The 21796-nt window shown below is 37.0% G+C and carries 23 protein-coding genes; 9 read left to right on the top strand and 14 right to left on the bottom strand.

Annotated features, from left to right (window positions below):
• The first annotated feature begins 31 nt into the window (after positions 1–31).
• On the top strand, positions 32–709 hold the full coding sequence (locus ABLB96_RS13950; RefSeq protein WP_348896799.1) for a hypothetical protein: 678 nt from the start codon (positions 32–34) through the stop codon (positions 707–709).
• Positions 710–762: 53 nt separating this feature from the next.
• Here ABLB96_RS13950 and ABLB96_RS13955 read toward each other — a convergent pair whose 3' ends face one another.
• Positions 763–1233, bottom strand: coding sequence for a spore coat U domain-containing protein (locus ABLB96_RS13955; RefSeq protein WP_348896800.1), 471 nt, complete (start codon positions 1231–1233; stop codon positions 763–765).
• A gap of 448 nt (positions 1234–1681) precedes the next feature.
• On the opposite strand from ABLB96_RS13955, the gene ABLB96_RS13960 reads away from it, so the two are divergent.
• Entirely contained in the window at positions 1682–2005 is a 324-nt protein-coding gene (locus tag ABLB96_RS13960; protein WP_348896801.1) for a pyrimidine/purine nucleoside phosphorylase, read from the top strand.
• A gap of 22 nt (positions 2006–2027) precedes the next feature.
• Here the strand turns inward: ABLB96_RS13960 and ABLB96_RS13965 are convergent, their stop codons facing one another.
• Positions 2028–2138 carry a helix-turn-helix domain-containing protein gene (locus ABLB96_RS13965; protein ID WP_369030206.1) on the bottom strand — a complete coding sequence of 37 codons (111 nt, stop codon included), beginning with the start codon at positions 2136–2138 and terminating at the stop codon, positions 2028–2030.
• A 335-nt stretch (positions 2139–2473) separates the two neighbouring features.
• On the opposite strand from ABLB96_RS13965, the gene ABLB96_RS13970 reads away from it, so the two are divergent.
• On the top strand, positions 2474–2911 hold the full coding sequence (locus ABLB96_RS13970; protein WP_348896803.1) for a DUF2147 domain-containing protein: 438 nt from the start codon (positions 2474–2476) through the stop codon (positions 2909–2911).
• Positions 2912–3077: 166 nt separating this feature from the next.
• On the opposite strand, the gene yddG is transcribed toward ABLB96_RS13970, so the two are convergent.
• The 3 genes from yddG to ABLB96_RS13985 all read right to left on the bottom strand — a co-directional run bounded on the left by yddG (position 3078) and on the right by ABLB96_RS13985 (position 5733).
• Entirely contained in the window at positions 3078–3962 is an 885-nt protein-coding gene (yddG, locus tag ABLB96_RS13975) for an aromatic amino acid DMT transporter YddG (protein ID WP_348896804.1), read from the bottom strand.
• 29 nt (positions 3963–3991) lie between these two features.
• Entirely contained in the window at positions 3992–5065 is a 1074-nt protein-coding gene (locus ABLB96_RS13980) for an alpha/beta fold hydrolase (RefSeq protein WP_348896805.1), read from the bottom strand.
• Positions 5066–5181: 116 nt separating this feature from the next.
• Positions 5182–5733, bottom strand: coding sequence for a TetR/AcrR family transcriptional regulator (locus tag ABLB96_RS13985; RefSeq protein WP_348896806.1), 552 nt, complete (start codon positions 5731–5733; stop codon positions 5182–5184).
• 705 nt (positions 5734–6438) lie between these two features.
• Here ABLB96_RS13985 and ABLB96_RS13990 point away from each other — a divergent pair.
• Entirely contained in the window at positions 6439–6948 is a 510-nt protein-coding gene (locus ABLB96_RS13990) for a GNAT family N-acetyltransferase (RefSeq protein ID WP_348896807.1), read from the top strand.
• Positions 6949–7313: 365 nt separating this feature from the next.
• On the top strand, positions 7314–7547 hold the full coding sequence (locus ABLB96_RS13995) for a hypothetical protein (protein ID WP_309455263.1): 234 nt from the start codon (positions 7314–7316) through the stop codon (positions 7545–7547).
• Between the two features lie 39 nt (positions 7548–7586).
• Here the strand turns inward: ABLB96_RS13995 and ABLB96_RS14000 are convergent, their stop codons facing one another.
• The 7 genes from ABLB96_RS14000 to csuAB form a co-directional block, all read right to left on the bottom strand.
• Positions 7587–8096: an acetyltransferase gene (locus ABLB96_RS14000; protein ID WP_348896808.1), complete on the bottom strand. Its 510-nt coding sequence runs from the start codon at positions 8094–8096 to the stop codon at positions 7587–7589.
• Between the two features lie 124 nt (positions 8097–8220).
• Positions 8221–9240 (bottom strand): Csu fimbrial tip adhesin CsuE, encoded by a 1020-nt coding sequence (gene csuE / locus ABLB96_RS14005; RefSeq protein WP_348896809.1) that lies wholly within the window; start codon positions 9238–9240, stop codon positions 8221–8223.
• Complete coding sequence (gene csuD, locus ABLB96_RS14010; protein ID WP_348896810.1) at positions 9237–11735, bottom strand: Csu fimbrial usher CsuD; 2499 nt, start codon at positions 11733–11735, stop codon at positions 9237–9239. Before csuD ends, csuE begins: the two co-directional genes overlap by 4 nt.
• Positions 11732–12565 (bottom strand): molecular chaperone, encoded by an 834-nt coding sequence (locus ABLB96_RS14015; RefSeq protein WP_348896811.1) that lies wholly within the window; start codon positions 12563–12565, stop codon positions 11732–11734. The genes csuD and ABLB96_RS14015 overlap by 4 nt, the downstream gene beginning before the upstream one ends.
• Positions 12559–13077, bottom strand: coding sequence for a spore coat U domain-containing protein (locus ABLB96_RS14020; protein WP_348896812.1), 519 nt, complete (start codon positions 13075–13077; stop codon positions 12559–12561). The genes ABLB96_RS14015 and ABLB96_RS14020 overlap by 7 nt, the downstream gene beginning before the upstream one ends.
• A 4-nt stretch (positions 13078–13081) precedes the next feature.
• Positions 13082–13630 (bottom strand): spore coat protein U domain-containing protein, encoded by a 549-nt coding sequence (locus ABLB96_RS14025; RefSeq protein WP_348896843.1) that lies wholly within the window; start codon positions 13628–13630, stop codon positions 13082–13084.
• 73 nt (positions 13631–13703) lie between these two features.
• Positions 13704–14240 carry a Csu fimbrial major subunit CsuAB gene (gene csuAB, locus ABLB96_RS14030; protein WP_348896813.1) on the bottom strand — a complete coding sequence of 179 codons (537 nt, stop codon included), beginning with the start codon at positions 14238–14240 and terminating at the stop codon, positions 13704–13706.
• Positions 14241–14822: 582 nt separating this feature from the next.
• Here csuAB and ABLB96_RS14035 point away from each other — a divergent pair.
• The 3 genes from ABLB96_RS14035 (at position 14823) to ABLB96_RS14045 (ending at position 16943) form a co-directional block, all read left to right on the top strand.
• A complete protein-coding gene (locus tag ABLB96_RS14035) occupies positions 14823–15461 on the top strand; it encodes a TetR/AcrR family transcriptional regulator (protein ID WP_348896814.1) in 639 nt (212 codons plus the stop codon).
• Positions 15462–15671: 210 nt separating this feature from the next.
• The gene (locus ABLB96_RS14040; RefSeq protein ID WP_348896815.1) at positions 15672–16073 is read left to right on the top strand and encodes a DoxX-like family protein; all 402 of its coding nucleotides are present in this window, start codon (positions 15672–15674) and stop codon (positions 16071–16073) included.
• A 36-nt stretch (positions 16074–16109) separates the two neighbouring features.
• Entirely contained in the window at positions 16110–16943 is an 834-nt protein-coding gene (locus ABLB96_RS14045; RefSeq protein WP_348896816.1) for an SDR family oxidoreductase, read from the top strand.
• A gap of 149 nt (positions 16944–17092) precedes the next feature.
• Here ABLB96_RS14045 and ABLB96_RS14050 read toward each other — a convergent pair whose 3' ends face one another.
• Together ABLB96_RS14050 and gltS are read right to left on the bottom strand one after the other, a co-directional pair.
• Positions 17093–18922 carry a monovalent cation:proton antiporter-2 (CPA2) family protein gene (locus ABLB96_RS14050; protein WP_348896817.1) on the bottom strand — a complete coding sequence of 610 codons (1830 nt, stop codon included), beginning with the start codon at positions 18920–18922 and terminating at the stop codon, positions 17093–17095.
• 113 nt (positions 18923–19035) lie between these two features.
• Positions 19036–20271 (bottom strand): sodium/glutamate symporter, encoded by a 1236-nt coding sequence (gltS, locus tag ABLB96_RS14055; protein WP_348896818.1) that lies wholly within the window; start codon positions 20269–20271, stop codon positions 19036–19038.
• Between the two features lie 343 nt (positions 20272–20614).
• Here gltS and ABLB96_RS14060 point away from each other — a divergent pair, with 343 nt between their 5' ends.
• Positions 20615–21754, top strand: coding sequence for an alpha/beta fold hydrolase (locus ABLB96_RS14060; RefSeq protein WP_348896819.1), 1140 nt, complete (start codon positions 20615–20617; stop codon positions 21752–21754).
• Positions 21755–21796: the final 42 nt, after the last annotated feature.

Genomic DNA, 21796 nt, shown 5'->3' on the forward strand with positions numbered 1-21796 from the left:
GTGTTTAAATCACTGCTCTTTTGAGATCAATATGAAAAAGCTTCTTTCTATCTTGGTGTTGATTGGCACACTGTTTAGCTCTTCTGTTTATGCCCAAACACGAATTGCCCTGATTTCACAGGTTAAGGGTTCATCGGCTAGCACAGATATTGCCATTCAAAAGTACTTGCAAAGCAAAGGCTATCAAGTTGAGGTATTAGATCAATCTGTTTCACCAAACAATTTAAAGAATACAGATTTAGTTATTATCTCTTCTACTGTCGCGTCTAAGAATATGCAATCGGGATGGCGTCAGCTACCCGTTCCACTTATGACGTGGGAAAACGATTATCTTGATGACTTGGCAATGACCGGTAAACGCATTAATACCGATTTTGGCGAAGTCGAGAAAGAACGTTATTTGTGGTTAGTCAATGCACCGCATCCATTGTCTGCGCATCTTCCTGCGGGAACTCATAATGTGTATAAAGCACAAGCACCTATGAGTTGGGGCAAACCCGGATTAGGCGCGACTATTATCGCAACTATTTATGGGCAACCTGAAAAAGTGGCCATTTGGGGTTATGAGAAAGGCGCAACAATGGATTATGAATCTTTAGCACCTGCAAAACGACTCATGTTCTTCCTTAATAATGACACCTTTACCAATCTATCTGACGATGGGTTAAAACTGTTTGATGCCTCAATTCAATGGCTCATCAATAAATAAAAAAATTTGTACAGCTCACAAGGTTTCATTCATTACACTTTGCTGAGCTGCCATCAATAGACCACATTCACACGTACCCAATCTTCATACTTTGTTGCCTGAACATTGGTACTCGATGTAATCATCCCATGAACAGGAATATTTTCTTTCATACCTGTTGCGACTCCCGAATGTATTTTACTTCCTGTCCCTCCCCAAATTTGAGTATGGCCTGCATCTTGAAATAATACGTATGCGACAGATGCTGTGTTGGCAGCAGATTTAAGTTCAAAGTTATTGTCTGAAGTTATAGCCAATTGATACGGCGTATTGTGAGTGCATTGCACAGAAACATTCGTGGTTGCAGGAGCAACGGGTTGCGCACGGACAACTGAACCAAAATCTAAATTTCCTTGTGTTGAGACCTCACAACTTTCAAGAATGGTTAAACTGACCTTTAAAGATGTCGATGCATTTCCCGCCTCTGCATTATTTATGATCAGCATTCCCATAAGAGAAAATAAGGCGTATTTAATGAGATTCATTTCTTCTCCTTATCTTTTTGTTCTAATAACTCGTCATTTTTTATTGTCATTTCTCTGCTTCTATAAAGAAACAGTTTCAGGATGTTTTAGTTATAAAACTTAATATCACCCCCTGTCAATTAACAATAATTTCATGATTTTCATATTATTTTTATAATGTGTGATGGATTAAACGTAATCGATTTAAATTAGAAAATAGTTGATATTTTTTATTTATCTTAAGCCACATTTTAGCAACAAATTGTTTGATCACTTCATTCAAGTGGGGTGTCTTATTGAGCTGCTTAAGTGTTTAATGACTCAAATGGCATTCATTTTTGATTAAAAAGGTTGTTAAGAAAAACTTACTTTTATGAGCTAGTTAAAAATATAATTTTATAGCTTGAATGAACTGATGTTTTCTTATTATTATTTCGAAAGTGCTCAATACAATAAAATGGACAAAAACATGCAAAATCAATTTGATTCCGTTTCTATAAGAAAAAAAGCAAATGTTCACTTTGAAGGCCATTCTGTGAGTCACATGATTGAATTTGAAGATGGCTCAAAGAAAACCTTAGGTGTCATTCTTCCTACCCCTACATCATTAACCTTTAAAACTCACGTACCAGAACGCATTGAGATAATTTCAGGAAAATGTACTGTTCAAATTGGTGATGAACCAGAAGCTAAAATTTACTCGAGTGGCGAATCTTTTAATGTGCCTGAAAATAGTAAATTTAAAATTATGACAGATGAAGTGATTGATTATATTTGTCACTTAGATGAATAAATTAAAAAGTATTTTTATAAACTCATTGAAAGGATGATTTGGTACGTCGGTATTGTCCCGGCAACATACCAATATGCTTTTTAAAAGCTTTTCCGAACGCAGCCTCAGACTGATAACCAACCTCTAATGCAATTGTCCCTACCTAAGAATCTGTCTTAGTCAATAAATGACAAGCCATAGACATCTTTGCTTCTTGTCGTCGTGTCCAATCCAGCTTGAGCTTTCAAGATGCCTTGTTCTGTTTCAATCAACCACTCGCCCCGCCAACAGCACCTTTAAAACGAAATAATTCTGCCATTCTCGCAATTGCATAAAAAAAGCGATCAACGTAATATCTGAAAATACAATACGATTTTGCATAATGTTAACCTTCTAGATTCAAAACAAAGAAGGCTGTAAAGTTGACTTTAAAATGAATAATTTTGGCAGTTAAAGCCACCCTATTTGTTAATTTGAGAAATGATTGTTATGAAAAAATATCTATTCCTACTTTTACTCAGCTCTTTTTCGGTTCATTCCTTTGCTGCCGACAAACTTAATGGCACTGTTTGGAAAACCATTGATGATGAAACCAATCAGCCTAGAGCACTCATCAAATTTAGCGAAGACAAAAACGGCGTTTTGACTGCTAATATCGAAAAAATTCTTGTTCCAAGCGAAGCCAATAAATGCACTATGTGTGAAGGCACATATAAAAATAAATCTTTAATTGGCTTAACTATTGTCAAAAACTTAAAAAATGTAAGCCAAAACAAATATGACAAAGGATCTATTCTTGACCCTCAGTCAGACAAGACCTATCGCTTTAGCGTATCGGTATCTCCAAGTTGGGACAAACTCACCGCACGTGGTTATATTGGTATCTCTGCAATTGGCCGAAACCAGACATGGTATCGAGTTAAATAAGCTTTAAATAGCACTTCCTATTTATATAAGCCACATGGTTTTTGACGAGATTATTTTGTCTAAAACCATGTATTTTTGAACTTTCGCAGTCATTTTATAAGTAAAAGTTAGTGAAACCTCGTTATTTAAATAACTGATCTACCTCAAACCAGTGTCTTCAAATTTATTACTTCTGCCGCGTGGCAAGCCAACATAAAACCGAACCGATACATACCATGGCTGCCCCTTGCCAAAACGACATGGAAAGCGGTGTTTGTAAAACAATTGCTGCCAAAGCTGCTGAAAACACAGGTATAAAGTAAGACGCGCCAGCAAGAATCGTTACATTGCCATGCAAAATACCGACATTCCATGCTGCATAGCCAAAACCCATTGCGGCAGCAGCAAGTACAAGATAGATCACTGCATGGAAATCAAATACCATTGGTGCCCCGCCAATGACGAGATACTTCACCCATAACGCCAGTGCTGTGAGTATGAAAAAGAGTGTTACGCCATTTTTTCCGTTGGCGATTCTTGCAGTTACCGTACAGTATGTCGCCCAAATTAATGCACCGATAAAAGCCAGCCCATAACTGAGAGGATTGTCTTTTATATTTTCGAGCATACTCTCCAAATTAAGACCTTTCTCACCACCTAGTACCCAGCAGATTCCTAAAATGGCAATAATGAATCCGGGAATTACTAACCAGTTAGATTTTTGATTGTTAAATAAAATAGCCGCGACCATTGTCAGAGCTGGCCATAAATAATTGACTATACCTACTTCAATAGCTTGGCGGTTGGTATTTGAATAACCAATAGATAATGCAAGACATAACTCATAGGACACAAACAATAAGCTGCCCCAAATTAAATAGCGCTTAGGGAATTCACTCAGTTTTGGAAACCCTATGCTAAGCAAGAGAAAGACAGAGGCAACGCTGTACATCATGGCTATACCACCCGTTGCGCCCAAGCTCTCGGTCACACTACGAATTAGTCCAACAATAGAACTCCATAGCAAAACAGCGATGAGCCCGATTAACGTTGCATTTCTCCTACCGATCATATCTTTAAATCACTTCATTCATTAATGCCTTATTTCACGGTAGTACTATAAAAACTGTCAATAGCATTCACCATTTGCGATAAACCCGGTTGCTCTAAAGGATAGTGCCCCGCATTTTGTAATATCACAGTTTTTACAGGAACTTTGTGAATACGACTAAGAAATGGCGTACTCAAATCAAGCGGCGTCCAACGGTCTTTTTCCGGTTGGGTTAACAAGACTGGGCATACATCAAAATCTTCAGGCGCAATCTCTGGTTTGTAGTGTATGTAGGTATCTAAAAAAGTAAGTGAAACCGAGTTACCAGCCGAGGTTTTATCTTTCATAAAGACCTTTAAAGCCTCTTTGTTATTTACCAAAGTACTCATTTTACTTGCCCAGCTCATTGGAACTCGCATAGATGCCAACGGTGTTTTTGCAGTCAAATGCGTAATTGGTGTGCCTACCCGACTCATAAATAAGTTACTTGCTACCGTGTCTCTCACCTTTTTGTCACTTGTATCAAGGAAAGTCATGCCAACAATTGCTTTTACTTTTTTATTCTTGGCAGCAACATGATAAGTCAGCATTCCACCTGCACTTAAGCCATACAGTACAACCGGACGGTTATCTTTTGCCAATTCAACATCAACCAAGTCACTACCTGCCTGCACCCAATCGTTATAGCGAATAACTTTGCCTTTCCCCACTTGTGTTACACCATAGCCGGGCATATCGACTGCTATTGTTTCATAGCCCCGATCTGCCAAAGGCTTACCTAAAATCATCGACATTTGACGGCCATTGGTGCCTACACCGTGAAATAGAATGACCTTAATTTTTGCATTTGGGTTTCGGTACGTATCTAAATGAATGTTATTGCCATTCCAAGCCCACCATTCTTCTTTGGGTAATTGGTCTTTAGCAATATGAAATTCTTGCGGAAGAAATTGTTCAATTTGTTGCCAAGCGACTTGTTTTTGATAACCCATTGCCGAGTCTCCTGTTTTTATTACTTCAGCGGCAGATACATGTGTGGCACAGACTACGAAGCCTATTACGCTTATTTTTTTTATTAAATACCGCATCACACCTTCAGATTTTCTTTGTTGAATAGTATTCATTTTTATCCTACTCATTCTTAGTCAGTACCTAGATGTTAGGTGTTTAGATTTAAATTAACTATGGAGGTTTCGACGTAAATTTTATTATTTCGGTCAATTGCCCCCATTTATAATTTTTAAAAAATAAAAAACCGTTCCACCACCGTATCTCTTTCATCCAAACTATTTGAGCTTAAAGCTTGTAGCAGCAAACCATCTATAAGATTTACCACCATGTTGGCATCAAATTTTGGTTCGCGGGTTTCTCCGCTAAAAATTAGGTCAAAAATCTCATGGTGCAACCATTTGCGATATTCAACTGCCATGCGGTAGGCCTTCGGGTATACCAGTTTCGTTTCAAAAATGGCCTTAAGTAATAAATGGTACAGGCTGTTTAAATGGGTATGTAACACAATAATTTCTTTAATTTTATCTTTTGACGTGTAGTAACGGCTTGAGTAAATGATGGCGAGTACTTCTTCTTTGAGCAGACTTTTTTGAAAGACAATACACATTTCAACTAGACCTTCTTTTGAGCCAAAAAAGTTATAAAGCGTGGCTTTGGGTATTTCTGACTCTTTCACGATTAAATCGACACCTGCTGTGTGAAATCCATAAGTCGTAAATAGACGAATAGAGGTATCAATAATGTGTAATTTTTTGGAAGAGGTTTCTAAGTAATTTGGCATAGTTTTACCGTTATAAAATTCTTGTTGTATGGATATGAGAAAAAAGCCTGTGCCCTTTTTGGGAGAAAAAAAGGCACAGCAAAGCCGCAAGACGGTGCTTGGCACATCTCAAGTTTTGTTGTTGCTAAGTTTTAAGTAAAAATGACGTAAAGCCTGAAAACCCTAGGGCGTTCAAGCTGCTGTAATTTTTTAAGCTGTGTCGTTATAGCTTTTGGCATCGAGAGCCAAGAAATAATGAATGTACAAAGCCAACTCCTTTTTATTGGGAGTTCTGCCAAAGCATTATAAATTATGGTGGCAGAACGAAAGGGGTTCGCAGACTGGCTTCAAGAGACCCAGCACACCCGAAGGTGTCCCCCTCCGTTCCACCATAGAGGGGGCGCGAGGGTGTACACACTAAAAGAAGAATCTTTTAATGCTCTTGAAGTTCGGTCTGCGACGACCGACTGGCAATGTAGGCCAGCAGGCAAAGAATAGTGTCCAAGTCACATGTAGTCAAGCACACAAAATGACATTTGTTTTAAATTAGATCATTAAAAAGTAAAGATAAATAATGAATGAGTTATTGTTAAGGAGGGGTTTATAAATTATTTATATAAAACTCAGTATATATGCCTAGTAAAAGCTTATTGTTTACTTTAGCTTGAGTACGAATAATATATTTTTGATAACTATTAAATTTACGTGATTTATATAAGGATTATTATGAGTTTGTATGAAGTGAGTATTTCTACTCAAAGACTTAATCTAAATCCATTTACGGCGGAAGATGCAGATGAAATATACAACTGTATTACCCCTACACTCACACGCTATATGGCTTGGGATCCTCAACCAAGACAGGAGTTCGATCAAACTTGGAGTAAATGGCTAAAAAACTTTGCTGATGGAACTGAAATTATATTTGTTATCAGAGAGGTATCTTCTCAAGTATTTATAGGGCTTGTTGGCCTACATCGTATGCAAACCAGTAACCCAGAGTTAGGCATATGGATACGCGAAGATTATCACCATCATGGCTATGGTAGAGAAGCTGTAACGGCGGTAGTAAAGTGGGCAATTGACTTTGTTAAGCCGAACTTTTTTGTTTATCCAGTCGCCGAAGAAAACTACCCAAGTCGAAAAATTGCTGAATCTCTAGGAGGGAAAGTAGTTTCAAAATCTACAGGCCCCAAATACGAAGTTGTAACTTATGAGATTCCTATTAATGTCTAAACCGATAGAAATGAGTATAAAAATTACCTATCAGAAGACTTTTTAGAACAAAATTTAATTCAAACAAAAAAGCCAATTCTTTCGAATTAGCTTAATTACAACAGACCAGCTTTACTTGAAAATTGCTTCTTGGTTTTATTGTTCGCAACAATCTTCATCTTTTTTTGTTATAGGCTTAACTTAACTTTTCATTATGACATTTCGGTTAAAAAAACATCGCACACCTATATGAAAACAAACTTGATACACAAAATAGTGATTTTAGCCAACCACATCACAATTCAATGAACAAGTATTTTTAATACATATTTCACCGAACTCATAAGTCTATTATGCTTAAATTGTCTAATGGTTAAGTATGTATGATGGAACAGCAAACTTTATTACAGGAACTGAACTCACTCATTGAATACTATTCAAAAAGAACCGATTGCCCACCTGCTCGAATATGCATCGGCTATAGAGCTTATGCAAAACTCATGCAGTGCCCGCCTTTTGCGGATGAAGTAATGAACTCAGCGTTAGATCCCAATAAGCGAAAATATAAAAAGATTAAGATCAAAATTACCAAAGATGACGACCAATTAGAGCTTGAGTAGTTGTATGTTGTGAATATCTCAAATTAGTTTGTATCGACCTTAAAAATTTCTTTTTATGATTTCAATTTCTTCAGCGGTAATATGAGTTAACTGTATTGATGATAGTTCGTTATTAGAGTTAAATCCAAAATATAACTCTTCATTTTTAAAGTAATGTATTGATTTTTCAATATTTAAAAAATTTAATGCCAAGTAATCTGAACCTACAACTAATTGTAGTTCATAATTAAAATCATCTTTAAATATGTTGGAATAATCCTGAGATATTATATTCCAATCTGAGACATCAAATTTAGGTAGGACATTTTCCACAGGAAATGGAATTTCAAAGTTACTGTTGTTTTTCAAAACGTTACTATTATTTATTGATGTAAGAGTAATATTAATTACTTCTCCAGTGTTACTTAAACCTAGTTCAAATAAACAAGTTTTTCCATTTCCACATCGCCAGTATAGATCAGCTACTCTATTTTCAGAGAACTCAATAGAAAAAGGAATGTATGAGTCTATGCTAGTTAATACATGTTTAGGCTGCTGTTTATCAGACATAACTAACATACTTTGCCCTTCCTGATTTAAAGTTAAAACCTATATTAATTATTTGATTGTAAAATATTTTCCAAGAAAAAAAGCCCATGAACTGAGCTTTTATCCTTAGTAAAACAAACAAAATCTAAAACTCGACTTGTACTGTCACCGTGTCTTGATAGGTTCCCGCTGGTGTAGTGTCTGCATTTTCATCGACAATTTTTGTGGTAAACACATAGCTCTGCTGGGTCACTCCGTTATGTACACCCGGATTGATAGTCGCATTTAAACTCGACCAACGTTCATTACCACTTCCCCATCGGTCATTCGATGAGTTTTTAAAAATATCGTATTTTAAAAATGTATTTCCCGTTTGCGACTTCATGGCACGTTGGTTGCCATTTTGCGGGGAAAGTCCATCATTTAAACTCACATAATACGGAGTATTTACAGAGCACCGAATTCCCATAGATGACTGTACAGGCTCAAGCTTGGAAGCAAATGCTGCCGTACCAAAGTTTACGTCTTGAGTTAAAATTCGACAGTCCGGAAGTACGGTAATTGAAAGTGAACCGAGTGAATCAGCTCCACTTCCCCAGTTAAAACCAATACCTAATACCCCACGTTTAAACCCAGGGCTTTCAAAGAAGATCCCGATGCCGGCAATAGCGACACCCGGTACAGAATAAAACCATTTTACTTTTAACGGTGAGTCAGCCTGATAAACACCCGGTGATACAGTTTGCCCAGCCGGAAGGCGTATATAGAAAGGCAAATTACCATCTGGCCCACTAAAAAGATTGACTAGCGTAAAGCTACTCATGTCTTTCTCTTGGCCTAAACTCAGAATTTCATTGTTACTGTCTAAAATAATGGCATTGAGCTTTTCTCCGGTTTGAGCATTGGTAAATGTATTCGACATTTGCTCAACCCGATACTTTAAATAAGTCATGTTCGCCAAAGCCAAGCTAAAACCCGTACATGATAAACCCGAATTAAACTGTGAAGAGTTCTCACCATTTTCCGTTAAGTAGATAGACGGAACTGAAATAGAAGATGAACCAGAAGCGCTCACGCTACATGCAGCATGAGCCAAATTTCCAGCCAGCATAAGTCCAGAAAACAGGCATAAATGGCTGAGTAATTTTTTTGTTTTTATATTCATGGTAAAGATACCTCATGACACGTAACAGGCTTAACCACCACAATCTGTTGCTTGGCTTGCTCTACATCTACAGAAAAATCTGCTTTACAAATGCTTTGATCCGAACGTTGAACCGTTACGGTATTGTTCGGTTTTAAATTTTCTAAATAGACAATGCCATCCATTCCCACATATGACGACTCTTGGTCCTCTCTATGCACCACAGAACCCACCGGTATAGGTTTGCCATCTGCTTGAGTCAAATAAACGTTGGCAGCAATAGACTGATGAACCGGGAACTTAATCACCACACCCGAACCGCGTTTAGCGGAAATACGCTGTTCCACTTGGGTAATGGTAAAGTTTGAAGGTAAGTCGATTGGGTCGACACTGTATTTACCCGAATAATAAGGCGTCACGGATGGCACAAAAATATGGCCTTTTTTATTACTTCGACCAATTAAACTGTTTTCGTATCTGACCAGAACATCCGGTACTTGGTTGGTGTCGACCAATGCAAAAGACTCACCCAAGCGGTTCGAAGCAAATACTTCGCCTGACATATAAATGAGGGAACCAGATAAACCAAACCAGTAGTTATAGTCATGATTTCCAGACATACCAAAGTCTGTATTGATATAACCGTTGCGGTAGTTGACCCGTGCCTGATTTAAATCTTCACTATTTTCATTATAGCGTCGGGTCAAATCGACACCGAAACCACCTTCGGATGGTACAGAACGGTTGAAGTTAATATAGCCAGTATCACCCTGTTTATTAAATGCATAACCCGAGTTTACAGTAGCGTTTCGCTGGAACAGTGGGATTGAAACTTGAAATGCAGCACTCCACTCTTTTTCAATAAAATCACGGTTTGCACTGAGTGAAACGGTTACGCCATTCATATAAGTTGGTAAAACAGGTGCCCATGACAAGTTTAAGAACCGGTTTTTAAAGTCATTTGCTTTGGTATCAATATATCCGACACCAAAAGTCCCTGAGTTTTTGGTCGCAAAGTAAGTATTGGCCGTTAAGCTTTCATTACTATTGACCGAAATTAAATTGCTATATTGCAGTCGTGAAAGGTCGGTGTATTCATCATCACGGTGGTTATGGTTAATGCTAAAACCAAACCGATTACGGTTATAGCTGTACCCGACTGTATATTGCTTACCCTGTAAGTCTTTCGTCCGATCACCAAACATCGACTTATCGGCTTTACTTTGGGTAAAAGAAGCACTGAGCACCCCTAAGTTTGCAAGCTTGAGTACAGACCCTGCACCGAATAACTGTAGGTCTGAAGAAAGCTCTGTTCGTCCTTCTATAGTTAACCAATCATTTACCCCATATCGGGCATCGGCAGCACTTGCAAATTTCCCATAAGAAAAATTCTTCAATCCGTAGTCTTCACGGATTTTCCCTAACGACAATGAATAGTCGAATAGTCCCGGTTTTAACAATGTATTTGCAATATAAAATGGAACGGCCGTAGTAACCTGACGCCCGACCGCATCGGTCGTCACCACAACGGCTTCCCCTTTCCCATTAATAAAGGGAACATTGTTTAATATAAACGGGCCAGACTGTACTTCAGTTGAGCTGGTCTTTTGACCATTAATAATTAAGTCGACTGTGCTTGGTAATGCAGCTTGCCCAATAAACTGTGGTAATGGATAGGTAATTAAATCGGGTCGGGTTGAATAGTTTCTTTGTACCTGAAAACCACCGAGGCGAACCGAACTCCCCCACGTGGTTTTACTTCCCGTAATAATGTCACCCAGCAAGAAAGAGGTCGCATTCTTTTGGTTGTCAAACTGCCAAGATGTGTCATAACGACGATAGCCGTCATTGTCTAAAGTCTCGGCGTTACCTTCATTTTTATACTGATTTTTGACATAGACACCAGAGTTTTTAATTACCCCTAATGGAGAGAAAAAACGCTGCTCTGTAAATAAACTGCTGGTTGACCCACCTTGATGCGGTCTATAAGTATAAAAATCATAGTTATTGAGTAGCCCTATACCCGACTGAGCAACAACTGGCTTATACCATGAGTCTTTACCCAAAACTTGAGTTGGCATCCAAGCAGGCGGGAAGTTCAGCTTAAAATATTGGTTTGATGAATTATATTCATAGCTTACATCTTTTAATTTATCTAAAGATATCCAGTCACTCGCATCGCCATTAAACCCCAAAGTTAAGATATCTTGATTGGTTAAGGCAGTCTCAGTATTGGTTAATAACTCTTGAGGAATCTGAATTTCCAACTCATCAATGAGCTTGTTTTTTTGTATAAAGTACTCATCATTTTTAACAATAACAGGTACAACTTGTTGCACTGAATATTGGTTTACAACCAAGTCGAGGTACAGTTTAAACAGTTGATTAATTTCGTTAATATCTTTTGGTGGTGGAGGCAATTCGCCAGCAAGAGCAATATTGGGAATATTTAAGCATCCACCCGACAACAAAATTAGCAAAATACTTTTGCATAAATTATTATGCCGAAGGATCATGTTGGATCCTCCATTTTGGTGATTTCGATCAACTCTTGTTTTATGCCGGAGCTATCAACACCATATATTTTAGAAGTTTTTAACAGCTCATTTGCGGTCGACTTATCAATGGCAAACTTCATGGTGCTATTTGATAAAACATAGCCAAAGGCAGCCTTTCCTAAAGAAATATCATTGCCAGTTTTTGACGTTTTGAGTGATGAAAGGCGTGCAAATTTTTGACCATTATTTTTAAGATATAACTCAAACTGCCCCTGTTCATTGTTGCGAATTGACCATTGTAATACAGGCTTAGCTAAAGGATTTTTTGCATTCGCTTTTTGGCTTTCTTCATTTAACCCACTGCCTATACCTTTTCCATAAGCAAAAAGCGGAATGGAGTAACGCATTTGGAAGCTCACTTTAGAAGCATCTTGCTCGTTTCCATCAGAAAGACGAATCGGTAACTCATCTACAATTAAGCGATATGACTGTTCTTTGCCATCTGGCAAATTAGCACTTTTGGTTAAGCGAAGCATGTGCTTCTCACCTGCTTTAATCTTAGCTACAGGTGGGCTTGGTATAACCTCAGATTGCTCGCTATAGTTATCTTTTGAGCCGTCTTGGTTCCATTTAAATACGCGAATCTGAACCATCGCATCGGTCTTGCCCGTATTTTGCAACCAAACCGCAGTCGCTTTTTCGTTGGCTTCAATTTTCGGATAAATTGGCCAAATTAAAAAAGTCGCTTGAGCCATCGCAGGCGTCACAAGTGATAATGTACTTGCAAATAAAAAAGTTTTTAAAATGCCATTTTTAATAAATGCAGAATTGTTCATACAAATCACCATGAAATCATTATTGAAACAGTATCTTTATAAATTCCCGCGGTATGTGATTCATTATTATTTCCTAAATCAACGACACCATATATTTGAAAATTTGCCAGATGGTTTGTAGGCGTTGTAGCAGGAAGTAAATATGTACTCCCTACAACATATTCATTTATTAAACTACTCGAGTTATATAACTTATAAGACAAATAATCAGACGATGAAGTATTTTTCATACGTCTAATATTATTCTCGAGGTTTTGACCACCATCTATAGATATATTTACAGGCAAGCTTTCGGTACACCGAATATTCCAAGAAGTTGCACTATTTATAATATTCGCTATCACTTTATCTTTGGATAAAGCTGAGTATTGACCAAAATCCATTTTCTGCTCAACATTATCAATCGAGCATCCATTTTCAATTTTGGCTTGAACTTTAAAACTCGAATTTAATAGAGGGTCTGCTGCATATATAAACGGACTAACCGACAACAAAAATATTGCTTTAAAACAAAAGTCTTTCATTTTCTTAAAACTCAATCGTAATCGGCACTATATCCGTATACTCACCCTTAGATATACGACTACCATCATGGGTTGCCTGACCAAAAATATCGATATTCTTTTTAATGTTCATGTCATTAAGAATAAATACATCATTTGCTTTAATGACTTGTTTACTTAAACCATAGAGCAAGTTATAAGCAACAAAGTCTCTACCATTACTCAAAGCATGATAATAATTTTGTGAAAATGAAGCAGGAACTTTACTATCATTATTTCCAGACCCAAAGGTTATTTTTACAGTTGAAATACCAGCACATTCAATCTGTAAACCTGAATTACCACCATTAACTAAACTTGCCTCTAATATTCCATTAAATGCAGTAGTCGTTTCACCAAAATCAATAGTTCCTAAATTTAAATTTGCCGTATTATTTTCAACAACTTTATTATTAATAGAACAAGAAGGTAATAATTCAATTTGTGTATTTAATTTAGCTCCTATTTCTCCAGCACTCACCGAGGATATTAAAAAATAAAAAAATATAAATGCTGAACCGCGATTAAATATCATCACCCCTCCATTTAAAACAGGTTTATTCAACTGCGAACAAACCTGCTACTCAATTAATTATTTCTTTTTATATTTAGAAATTTACTGTTACTAAGAGAGTATCTTTATAATCGCCTTGTGCTTTTGGTGTACCCGTATTTGGCGCGATTGTACCGAAAATTGGTACATCCGTAGCTTGGCCACTCACCGTACTGAACTGTTGAGGTTGATTCACAACATATAGGTTTGTACGCGCAGCATCACGGTAAACGTTATATGCAACTACATCAGCAGATGCGGTATTTTTTAAAGTACGGTCTGTACGTTCACCACCATCGATTGCAACTGTAAAATCAACAGGATCAGTTCCGTCACACGTTACAGAAATATTGCCACCGGTTGCTGCAGAAGCAACTTCAGCAGTTAATACGTTGTTCCAAGTACCAGAAGTTTTACCGAAATCTAAAGTACCAAACTTGTTCATATTTCCTTCAGTTTGACTACCCCCTACAGTACAGCCTGTTGAGACATTTAATTTAACGTCAACTTGTCCGGTAACAGCCGCTTGAGTATTTACCGCATAACCAGCAACTATTAATGCTGCAAGAAGTGATTTCTGAATGTTTTTCATATTCATAACCTACATATATAATGATTAGATTTGTAGAACAAAATGAATCAGACTTAATAAATAAAATATGACCAATTTGTTTTATATATAAAACAAATTAATATTTACTAATATGTGATTCTTTTCACAATTTAATAACAATTATTTAACTTGTATACATACATTACAAAAAGACTATGTTGAGTTATTTAAAATCAATTTTTGAACTCTTAAAAAATCACTTGGTTAAATACCCACCCCTACTTTAAAAAAATGGCTAAAATTTATAAAAAATAAATATCTTTTTTTTAATCAAAAAACTTAAATTATCATTCAAATACAATTGTTTATAAATTCAACAAAACTTAATATTATTTACCCATATTTAAATAGGTAGGTTGACCTATTTTAACTAATACTACACAAATAAAATTAAGTCAGTTGACCTATTTTTTTGTTTTTAATTGAGTCATATGACCTATATTAGAGAACTATCGGTCATATGACCTATATTTAGTTTAATAGAATTTAAATATTTTATTTATATTTTTTTAATTTCATGGTTTAGAATGCCTTTTTTAAATAGTACTTACAGGCTGGATAATGATCAAAATTGATACCTTTGATACTATGCAAATAAAGAAGTCCTTTACCACATTAAAAGGGCAAGAAAGAATAAAGCAAATCTTAAAAAACGCTGAACTCGTTTTTCTTACTAAGGGTTATTCAGGCTTTAGTATGAGAGGAGTGGCTAATCAATCGAATATTAGTTTAAGTACACTACAGCATTATTTCCCCAATAAAGATATTTTATTAAAAGCACTGCTTAATAAATTAATTTGTGACTACATACAGCGAATTGAAATTTTAATCAATTTAAATGCAAATGAAGCACCATTACATCGCTTTATGAATATTATTACCAATATAATCTATGAAATAGAAAAACCGATCATTACTAATACATTTAAAGAGTTTTTTTCAATCTCAGATCATTTACCCTATGTATATGATGCTTTGTCAATCATACAAAAGTATAATCTTGAGCTTATATATAAAATCATTTTACCTATTCACAATGAAATATCATCAGAAGAATATAAAGAAAGAGCAATTATTATAATCACACAACTCAATGGGTATTTAGTTCAACATTCAAACAAAAATACAGATGAATCCTATAAAGAATTTCTAAGAAATATACTTTTAAAAAATATATCAAGATTAGTCAGTGAACCATAAGTTTGAAAACATAGGAGTGGTTCTCCTATGTTTTCAATAAAAAATTGGCGTACTCTGGTCGGGTGAAATTCTGACCTTATTTTTAAGCATGAGAAAATAATAAAAACTGTCATTTGCTGACCTCTTTCATCGCTCTTGAATAGTAAAATAAATCTAAAGATAATGGCTCAGCATATGAAAACTGAAATTTCAAACATTTAGAGAACACAAATGGCAAATGCTAATGCATTAAAATTTATAAATATTGTGCTGGCTTTTTTATGGATCTATCAAGGATTAGTTCCCAAACTTCTTTTTATCAATGCTGATGAAATATTTGTGTGGCAAACAATAGGATTATCTTTTGAAAATGCGAAACTTGCAGGGCGCGCGAGCGGTATAGCTGAAATTATTTTTGGTTTATTGTTTCTTTTTTCTACTCATAAATATATTCACTATTTAAGTATTTTAGGTTTATTCGGTTTACTCCTCTTAATTGGTTTTTTAAAACCCTCTACACTTATCTCGCCTTACAACCCTGTTGTAATGAATATTTCGATGATAAGTTTATCAATTATCTATCTACTTTTATTAAAAGAACAGGTTTCTGACTTTGGTAAATTTGTGCAATAACCTTCTAAGTTTTTAGAATTTTATATAGAGATTTCAATGAGTTTATCTAAAAGTGAAGTTTATTGTGTAGTCATTACGGGTAGTACTAAAGGTATTGGTTTAGCACTTGCCCATGCTTTTTTAGAGCTTGGATGTTGTGTAGTGATTACTGGACGTAACGCGGAGCAGCTTAACTACGCCCTTTCTCATTTAGGAGCACATTTTAATCAAGAGAAGTTTATTGGCTTATGTTGTGATGTGACACAAATTGCTGACGTACAAGTCTTATGGGATAACGCTATTCAGCATTTTGGACAAGTCAATGTCTGGATTAATAATGCAGGAAGCTGCCACCCAACGAAAGACTTTATTGACCTAGAACCAAATGAGTTAAACGCAGCCGTTTCCACCAATATTTTAGGTACCATGCTTGGTTCGCAAGTGGCTTTAAAGGGAATGCTGAAACAAGGTTACGGTCAAGTTTTTAATATGGAAGGTTGGGGAAGCAACGGCGAATGGAGTGCAGGAATGACTCCTTACGCAACCACCAAACGAGCGGTAAGTTATTTTAGTAAAGCACTTTATAAAGAAACAAAATCCACTTCTATTTTAACTGGTACGCTCAGCCCTGGCATGGTGGCAACCGATCTATTAGTTTCTTCTTGGACCAATGGCAATATACAAAACTGGAAAAAGATGAAACGTTTATTTTTCTTTGTGATTGACCCGCCTAAGGTTGTTTGTGCTTATTTGGCGAAACAAATTATGCAAAACAAAAAAACCAATCGACGCATTGCATGGATTACCCCGTTGAAACTTTTTCTTAGATTCTTACAGCCTTATTACTGGCGTAGAAACCCAGTTAAAGGCACGGCGTTAGAGCATTTATAGTTAGGCTTACCGCCTAATTAAAATCTGATGACACCAAGCTAAATTAGTTTGATTGATAGGCGCATCGGGTTTAACACTTTAAGCTTTTTACCATAAACCTGTTCAGTAGAAGTTCTTCTAAAGAGAGCTTCTACTGAACTTGATACTCATTAAGAATCGCTATCTGAATGATCTTCCTTATTTAAAATCCGCCCTTCCCGTTTTGGTCGAATTAACGGTGCTGTTGGTCGTGGATGATGTGTATGTGTATATTGCAAACCTACTCCCGCATTTACGTCATCTGCTGCGATTTCAGTTTCAAACCGCTCATTATCCAAATCTCGAATTTCCTCGGTAATTCTTTCTACTTCGTCTTTATCTACGCCAAGTTCTTGTAAAATTACTCCACCAAACTTAATTGCAGATTCAAACGTTTCACGAATCATAAAGTCTACTTTTTGTTTGACTAGATGCAGCGAGTGTTCACGGTCATATGAGCGGACTAATAATTTCGCTAAAGGAAATTCATGGGTGACGAGTTCCACAATTCTATTTGTGGTTTCTTTACTGTCTACACACACCACAATCGCTTGTGCTGTTGCAGCACCAGAAGCATGTAGAATATCTAGGCGGCAACCATCGCCATAATAAATTTTAAAACCAAATTTTTCGGCGTTTTGAATCATGTCGGTATTATTATCAATAATGGTGACATCCACACCTCTTGCCAATAAGAGTTGACTGGTTACCTGCCCAAAGCGTCCGAAACCGATCATTAAAACACTACCGCTTAAACCCTCGGCAATATTGACGTTTTCTAATGAAACATCCGCTTTCGTCTGAGTAAATCGTTTAAAAAGAATACCCACAATTGGGGTCAACACCATTGAAAGTACCACAATAGCGGTTAAGTTAGATTTAACCGTACTATCAATCACTTGAGCACTTAGCGCGGCAGAGAAAAGTACAAAAGCAAACTCTCCTCCTTGAGCCATGAGTAAAGCGCGATCCAATGCTTCAGTATGAGGACTTTTGGTTAATCGGGCGACTATATAAATCATGAGCGCTTTGGCAAACATCAGGGCAATTACACCACTCACAATGAGCTGCCAGTTTTGAGCAACAACCGATAAATCCAATGACATGCCGCCCCCAAGAAAAAACAGGCCCAACAAGATTCCTCGGAATGGTTCAATATCAGCTTCAATTTGATGTCTAAAGGTCGATTCAGATAAAAGCACTCCCGCTAAGAAAGCACCCATCGCCATAGACAACCCACTCACTTGCATGAGTAATGCAGCCCCCAACACAACCAATAATGCAGCGGCAGTCATGACTTCTCGGGCTTTAGCAGCCGCCAAGAGTCTAAATAACGGATTAAGTAACCAATACCCTGCCGCGATAAGACCTGCAATTGCGATTAAACCAATTCCTATATTTTCTAAACGTACAGATGTACTTTCAACCACATGGTTGGGTGCCATAAAAGCAACAATGGCCAGCAAAGGTACAATTAGTAAATCTTCAAAAAGTAAGATAGCTACAATTTTTTGCCCACGAGGCTGAGTCAAATCCCCCCGATCGCCCAACAACTGCATCACAATCGCAGTCGAAGTTAATACAAACCCTGCCGCACCAATAAAAGAAACTTGCCACGTAAAACCAAACAACAACCCGACACCAGTTAAAGCCAGTCCGCAAATGATGATCTGTAGTGTGCCAAGCCCAAAAATTTCGCGTCTAAGACTCCACAAATGTGATGGCTGCATCTCTAAGCCAATCAAAAATAGATACATCACTATTCCCAACTCAGCAATATGCAAAATTGCGGTGGAATCTTGAAAAAAAGCAAAACCGAATGGGCCAATAACCAGACCCGCAATTAAATAACCTAATACTGAACCTAAACCAATACGTTTAAAAATAGGGACTGCAATTACAGCCGCTGCCAATAAAACCACGGGGGCAACCAAGCTAATTGAATGTGCTTCTGCGCTCATACATTTCTCATTTTATTTATCTGCAATTTATTCTATGTGAAACCATGTTTAAGGGCGATTATTACTTTTGGGAAAAGCCCTCATAAAAAAAAGCCCTTACGGGCTTTTTTCGATTAAACAATAAATTTCAACATCAACTGAATGACAGTCGCATTAATTAAGTCGACAAAGAATGCACCACAAAGCGGAACAATCAAAAATGCCTTATGTGATGGCCCATACATATTGGTAATGGCTTGCATATTTGCAACTGCTGTCGGTGTTGCACCCATACCAAAACCACAGTGACCTGCTGACAACACCGCTGCATCATAGTTTTTGCCCATTACACGGAACGTCACAAATGCTGCATATAGCGCCATCGTAATCGTTTGTGCACCCAAAATAACGACAAGCGGGCCAGCTAAGTCAGCAAGCTGCCAAAGCTTTAATGAAAGCAATGCCATTGCTAGGTAAAGTGATAAAGAAGCATTCCCAAAAACATCAATTGCGCGGTCAAAAATATCAATTTTCAATACGCTTTCTAAAATGTTTCTTAAAATTACACCACCGCCCAGCGCCCAAACGAAGGTAGGTAACTCAAACCATGTTCCCTTACTAAAGCCAGTCATAAACTCAGCAAACGCTAAACACGCTGCAAACATACCTAGTGTAGTAATTGCATTGTCGGCTGTAATTAAACGAACTTGATGTGGGTTTTCAAACGGCGCGAGATCATCCGAATGTTGTTCAACATGCGTATCGCGATAGTGAATTTCATCATTGGTTTTTGCTTGAGCAAGCTGATAACGGTTAATGAGTAATTTGGCTAAAGGTCCACCAATCACACCACCAATAATCAAGCCAAATGTCGCACTCGCCATGCCTAATGCTAAAGCACCTTGAATACCATGCTGGCTTTCTAAAATTTCACCCCATGCACCTGCTGTACCATGACCACCAGTTAAGGTGATTGAACCCGCAATTAAACCAATGAGTGGATCAAGCCCTAATAAGGTCGCAAGGCTCATGCCCACAGCATTTTGAACCACAATAAATGAGGCCACACAAATTAAGAAGATGATCAAAGCGCTACCACCTTCTTTAAGCTTCATAAAATTGGCACTTAAACCAATTGAAGCAAAGAACACGAGCATAAAGCTAGTTTGTAATTCGCTACTAAAAACAATGCTGTACCCCCACAAACTGTGGACAAGTAAAGAAACTACAGCAGCCACCAAACCACCCGCTACTGGTTCAGGGATATTATAACGTTTTAAAAAATCGATACGATTAACAAGAAAGCGGCCCAACAATAAAACAATGACCGCCGAAATTAGTGTATAAAAACCATTAAAAACAAATTCCATATATACTACTTTCTGATTACATTCCTAACGGATTGTAAAATAATTATATTTTAAATTTTAATATGTAAAAAAAACACAAATAAACTTTACAAAATTACCCTAGCAATAAAAATTATCATCATTCTTAAAAAAACCTTAAATTTTTAAAATTTTATACAATAAATTAATTTATCTTTAAACTTCAAAATCTTAAATAAAATAATTCTTAATTTAAAAATTTAGTCCTTGATACCTTAAGCAGAAAATCCTGTCTTTTAAGTCACTGAACTCCCCTTTTATTCCATTTAATATTTATATCAGACCAGCTCGTGATTGCTCTGGGTAACATCTGTTTTATATTCAAATGAGTTTATTGCTTAAAATGCGACAGTTACAATCGATTAGAAGATCTCTTAAAAAGCGTGCTGGTCAAAACGTGCCTCGCATGTTAACCAATGCATCAGACCTATTTTTTAGAGGCTCTCAAATTGCCTTATCTGGAAAAACGCCCTTTGATGTAATTTATGAGCATGAAATTATAAGTTTACGTCATTATAGAAACGAAACCGAGGCTTCAGTAAAGACACATCGTGTCCCTTTGGTTATTGTTCCGCCATTAGCAGTCAATATGCTCATTTATGACTTATTTCCTACACGCAGCCTTATACGTTATTTTTTATCTCAAGGTTTCGATGTCTATTTAATTGACTGGGGTATGCCAACCCGACATCAGGCAAAATACAACTTCGGCACTTATATTAAAATTTTTATGCCGGAAATGTTACAACAGGTTCGTAAGCATAGTGGGCAGCAGCAACTTTCTTTACATGGCTGGAGTCTGGGCGGCGCACTTTCCCTCTGCTATACCGCATTATTTAAAGATAAAGATATTAAGAACCTGATTATTATTGCGTCCCCTATCGATACACATAAAGCAGGTTATATGGGCAAACTCTATGGAAGCTTGACTAAACCTGCAAACTGGGTGCGTAAACATACCCCGTTTCGTATTCGGCAGCATGTACCGAGTGAAGTGTTTCACATTTATGGATGGCAAAACACGCTAGGTTTTAAGTTAACAGACCCGATTGGCAACTTAAAAACCTATTGGCAACTTTTTAAAAACCTTGATAACCGAGAGTTTATTGTTGACCATGCGACTTCTAGTTCATTTATCGATAATATGCAGGCCTATCCGGGCGGCGTTATGCGTGACATCATTCTACGTTTCTGGATTGATAATGAACTTTCAACAGGTGTAATTAAATTTGGTGAACTAACCGCCTATTTAAAAGATATTGATTGTTCGGTTTTAGCTATAGGCGGCAGTACAGACATTATTGTCACCAGTGATGCTGTTAAGCCGCTTATGGACTTAATTAGTAGCCAAGATAAAACGTTCAAAGTCGTATCAGGTGGCCATATGGGTGTCGTTTCAGGCAGTCAGGCGCCTACTTCTGTTTGGCCAGAAATAAGCGATTGGCTGGTTAAACGTTCAGATTAATCAGTTTCAAAAGTGATAAAGCCAGCGTAGCCCGTTCTATGC

The organism is Acinetobacter sp. XH1741, from assembly GCF_041021895.1.
Lineage (GTDB): Bacteria > Pseudomonadota > Gammaproteobacteria > Pseudomonadales > Moraxellaceae > Acinetobacter.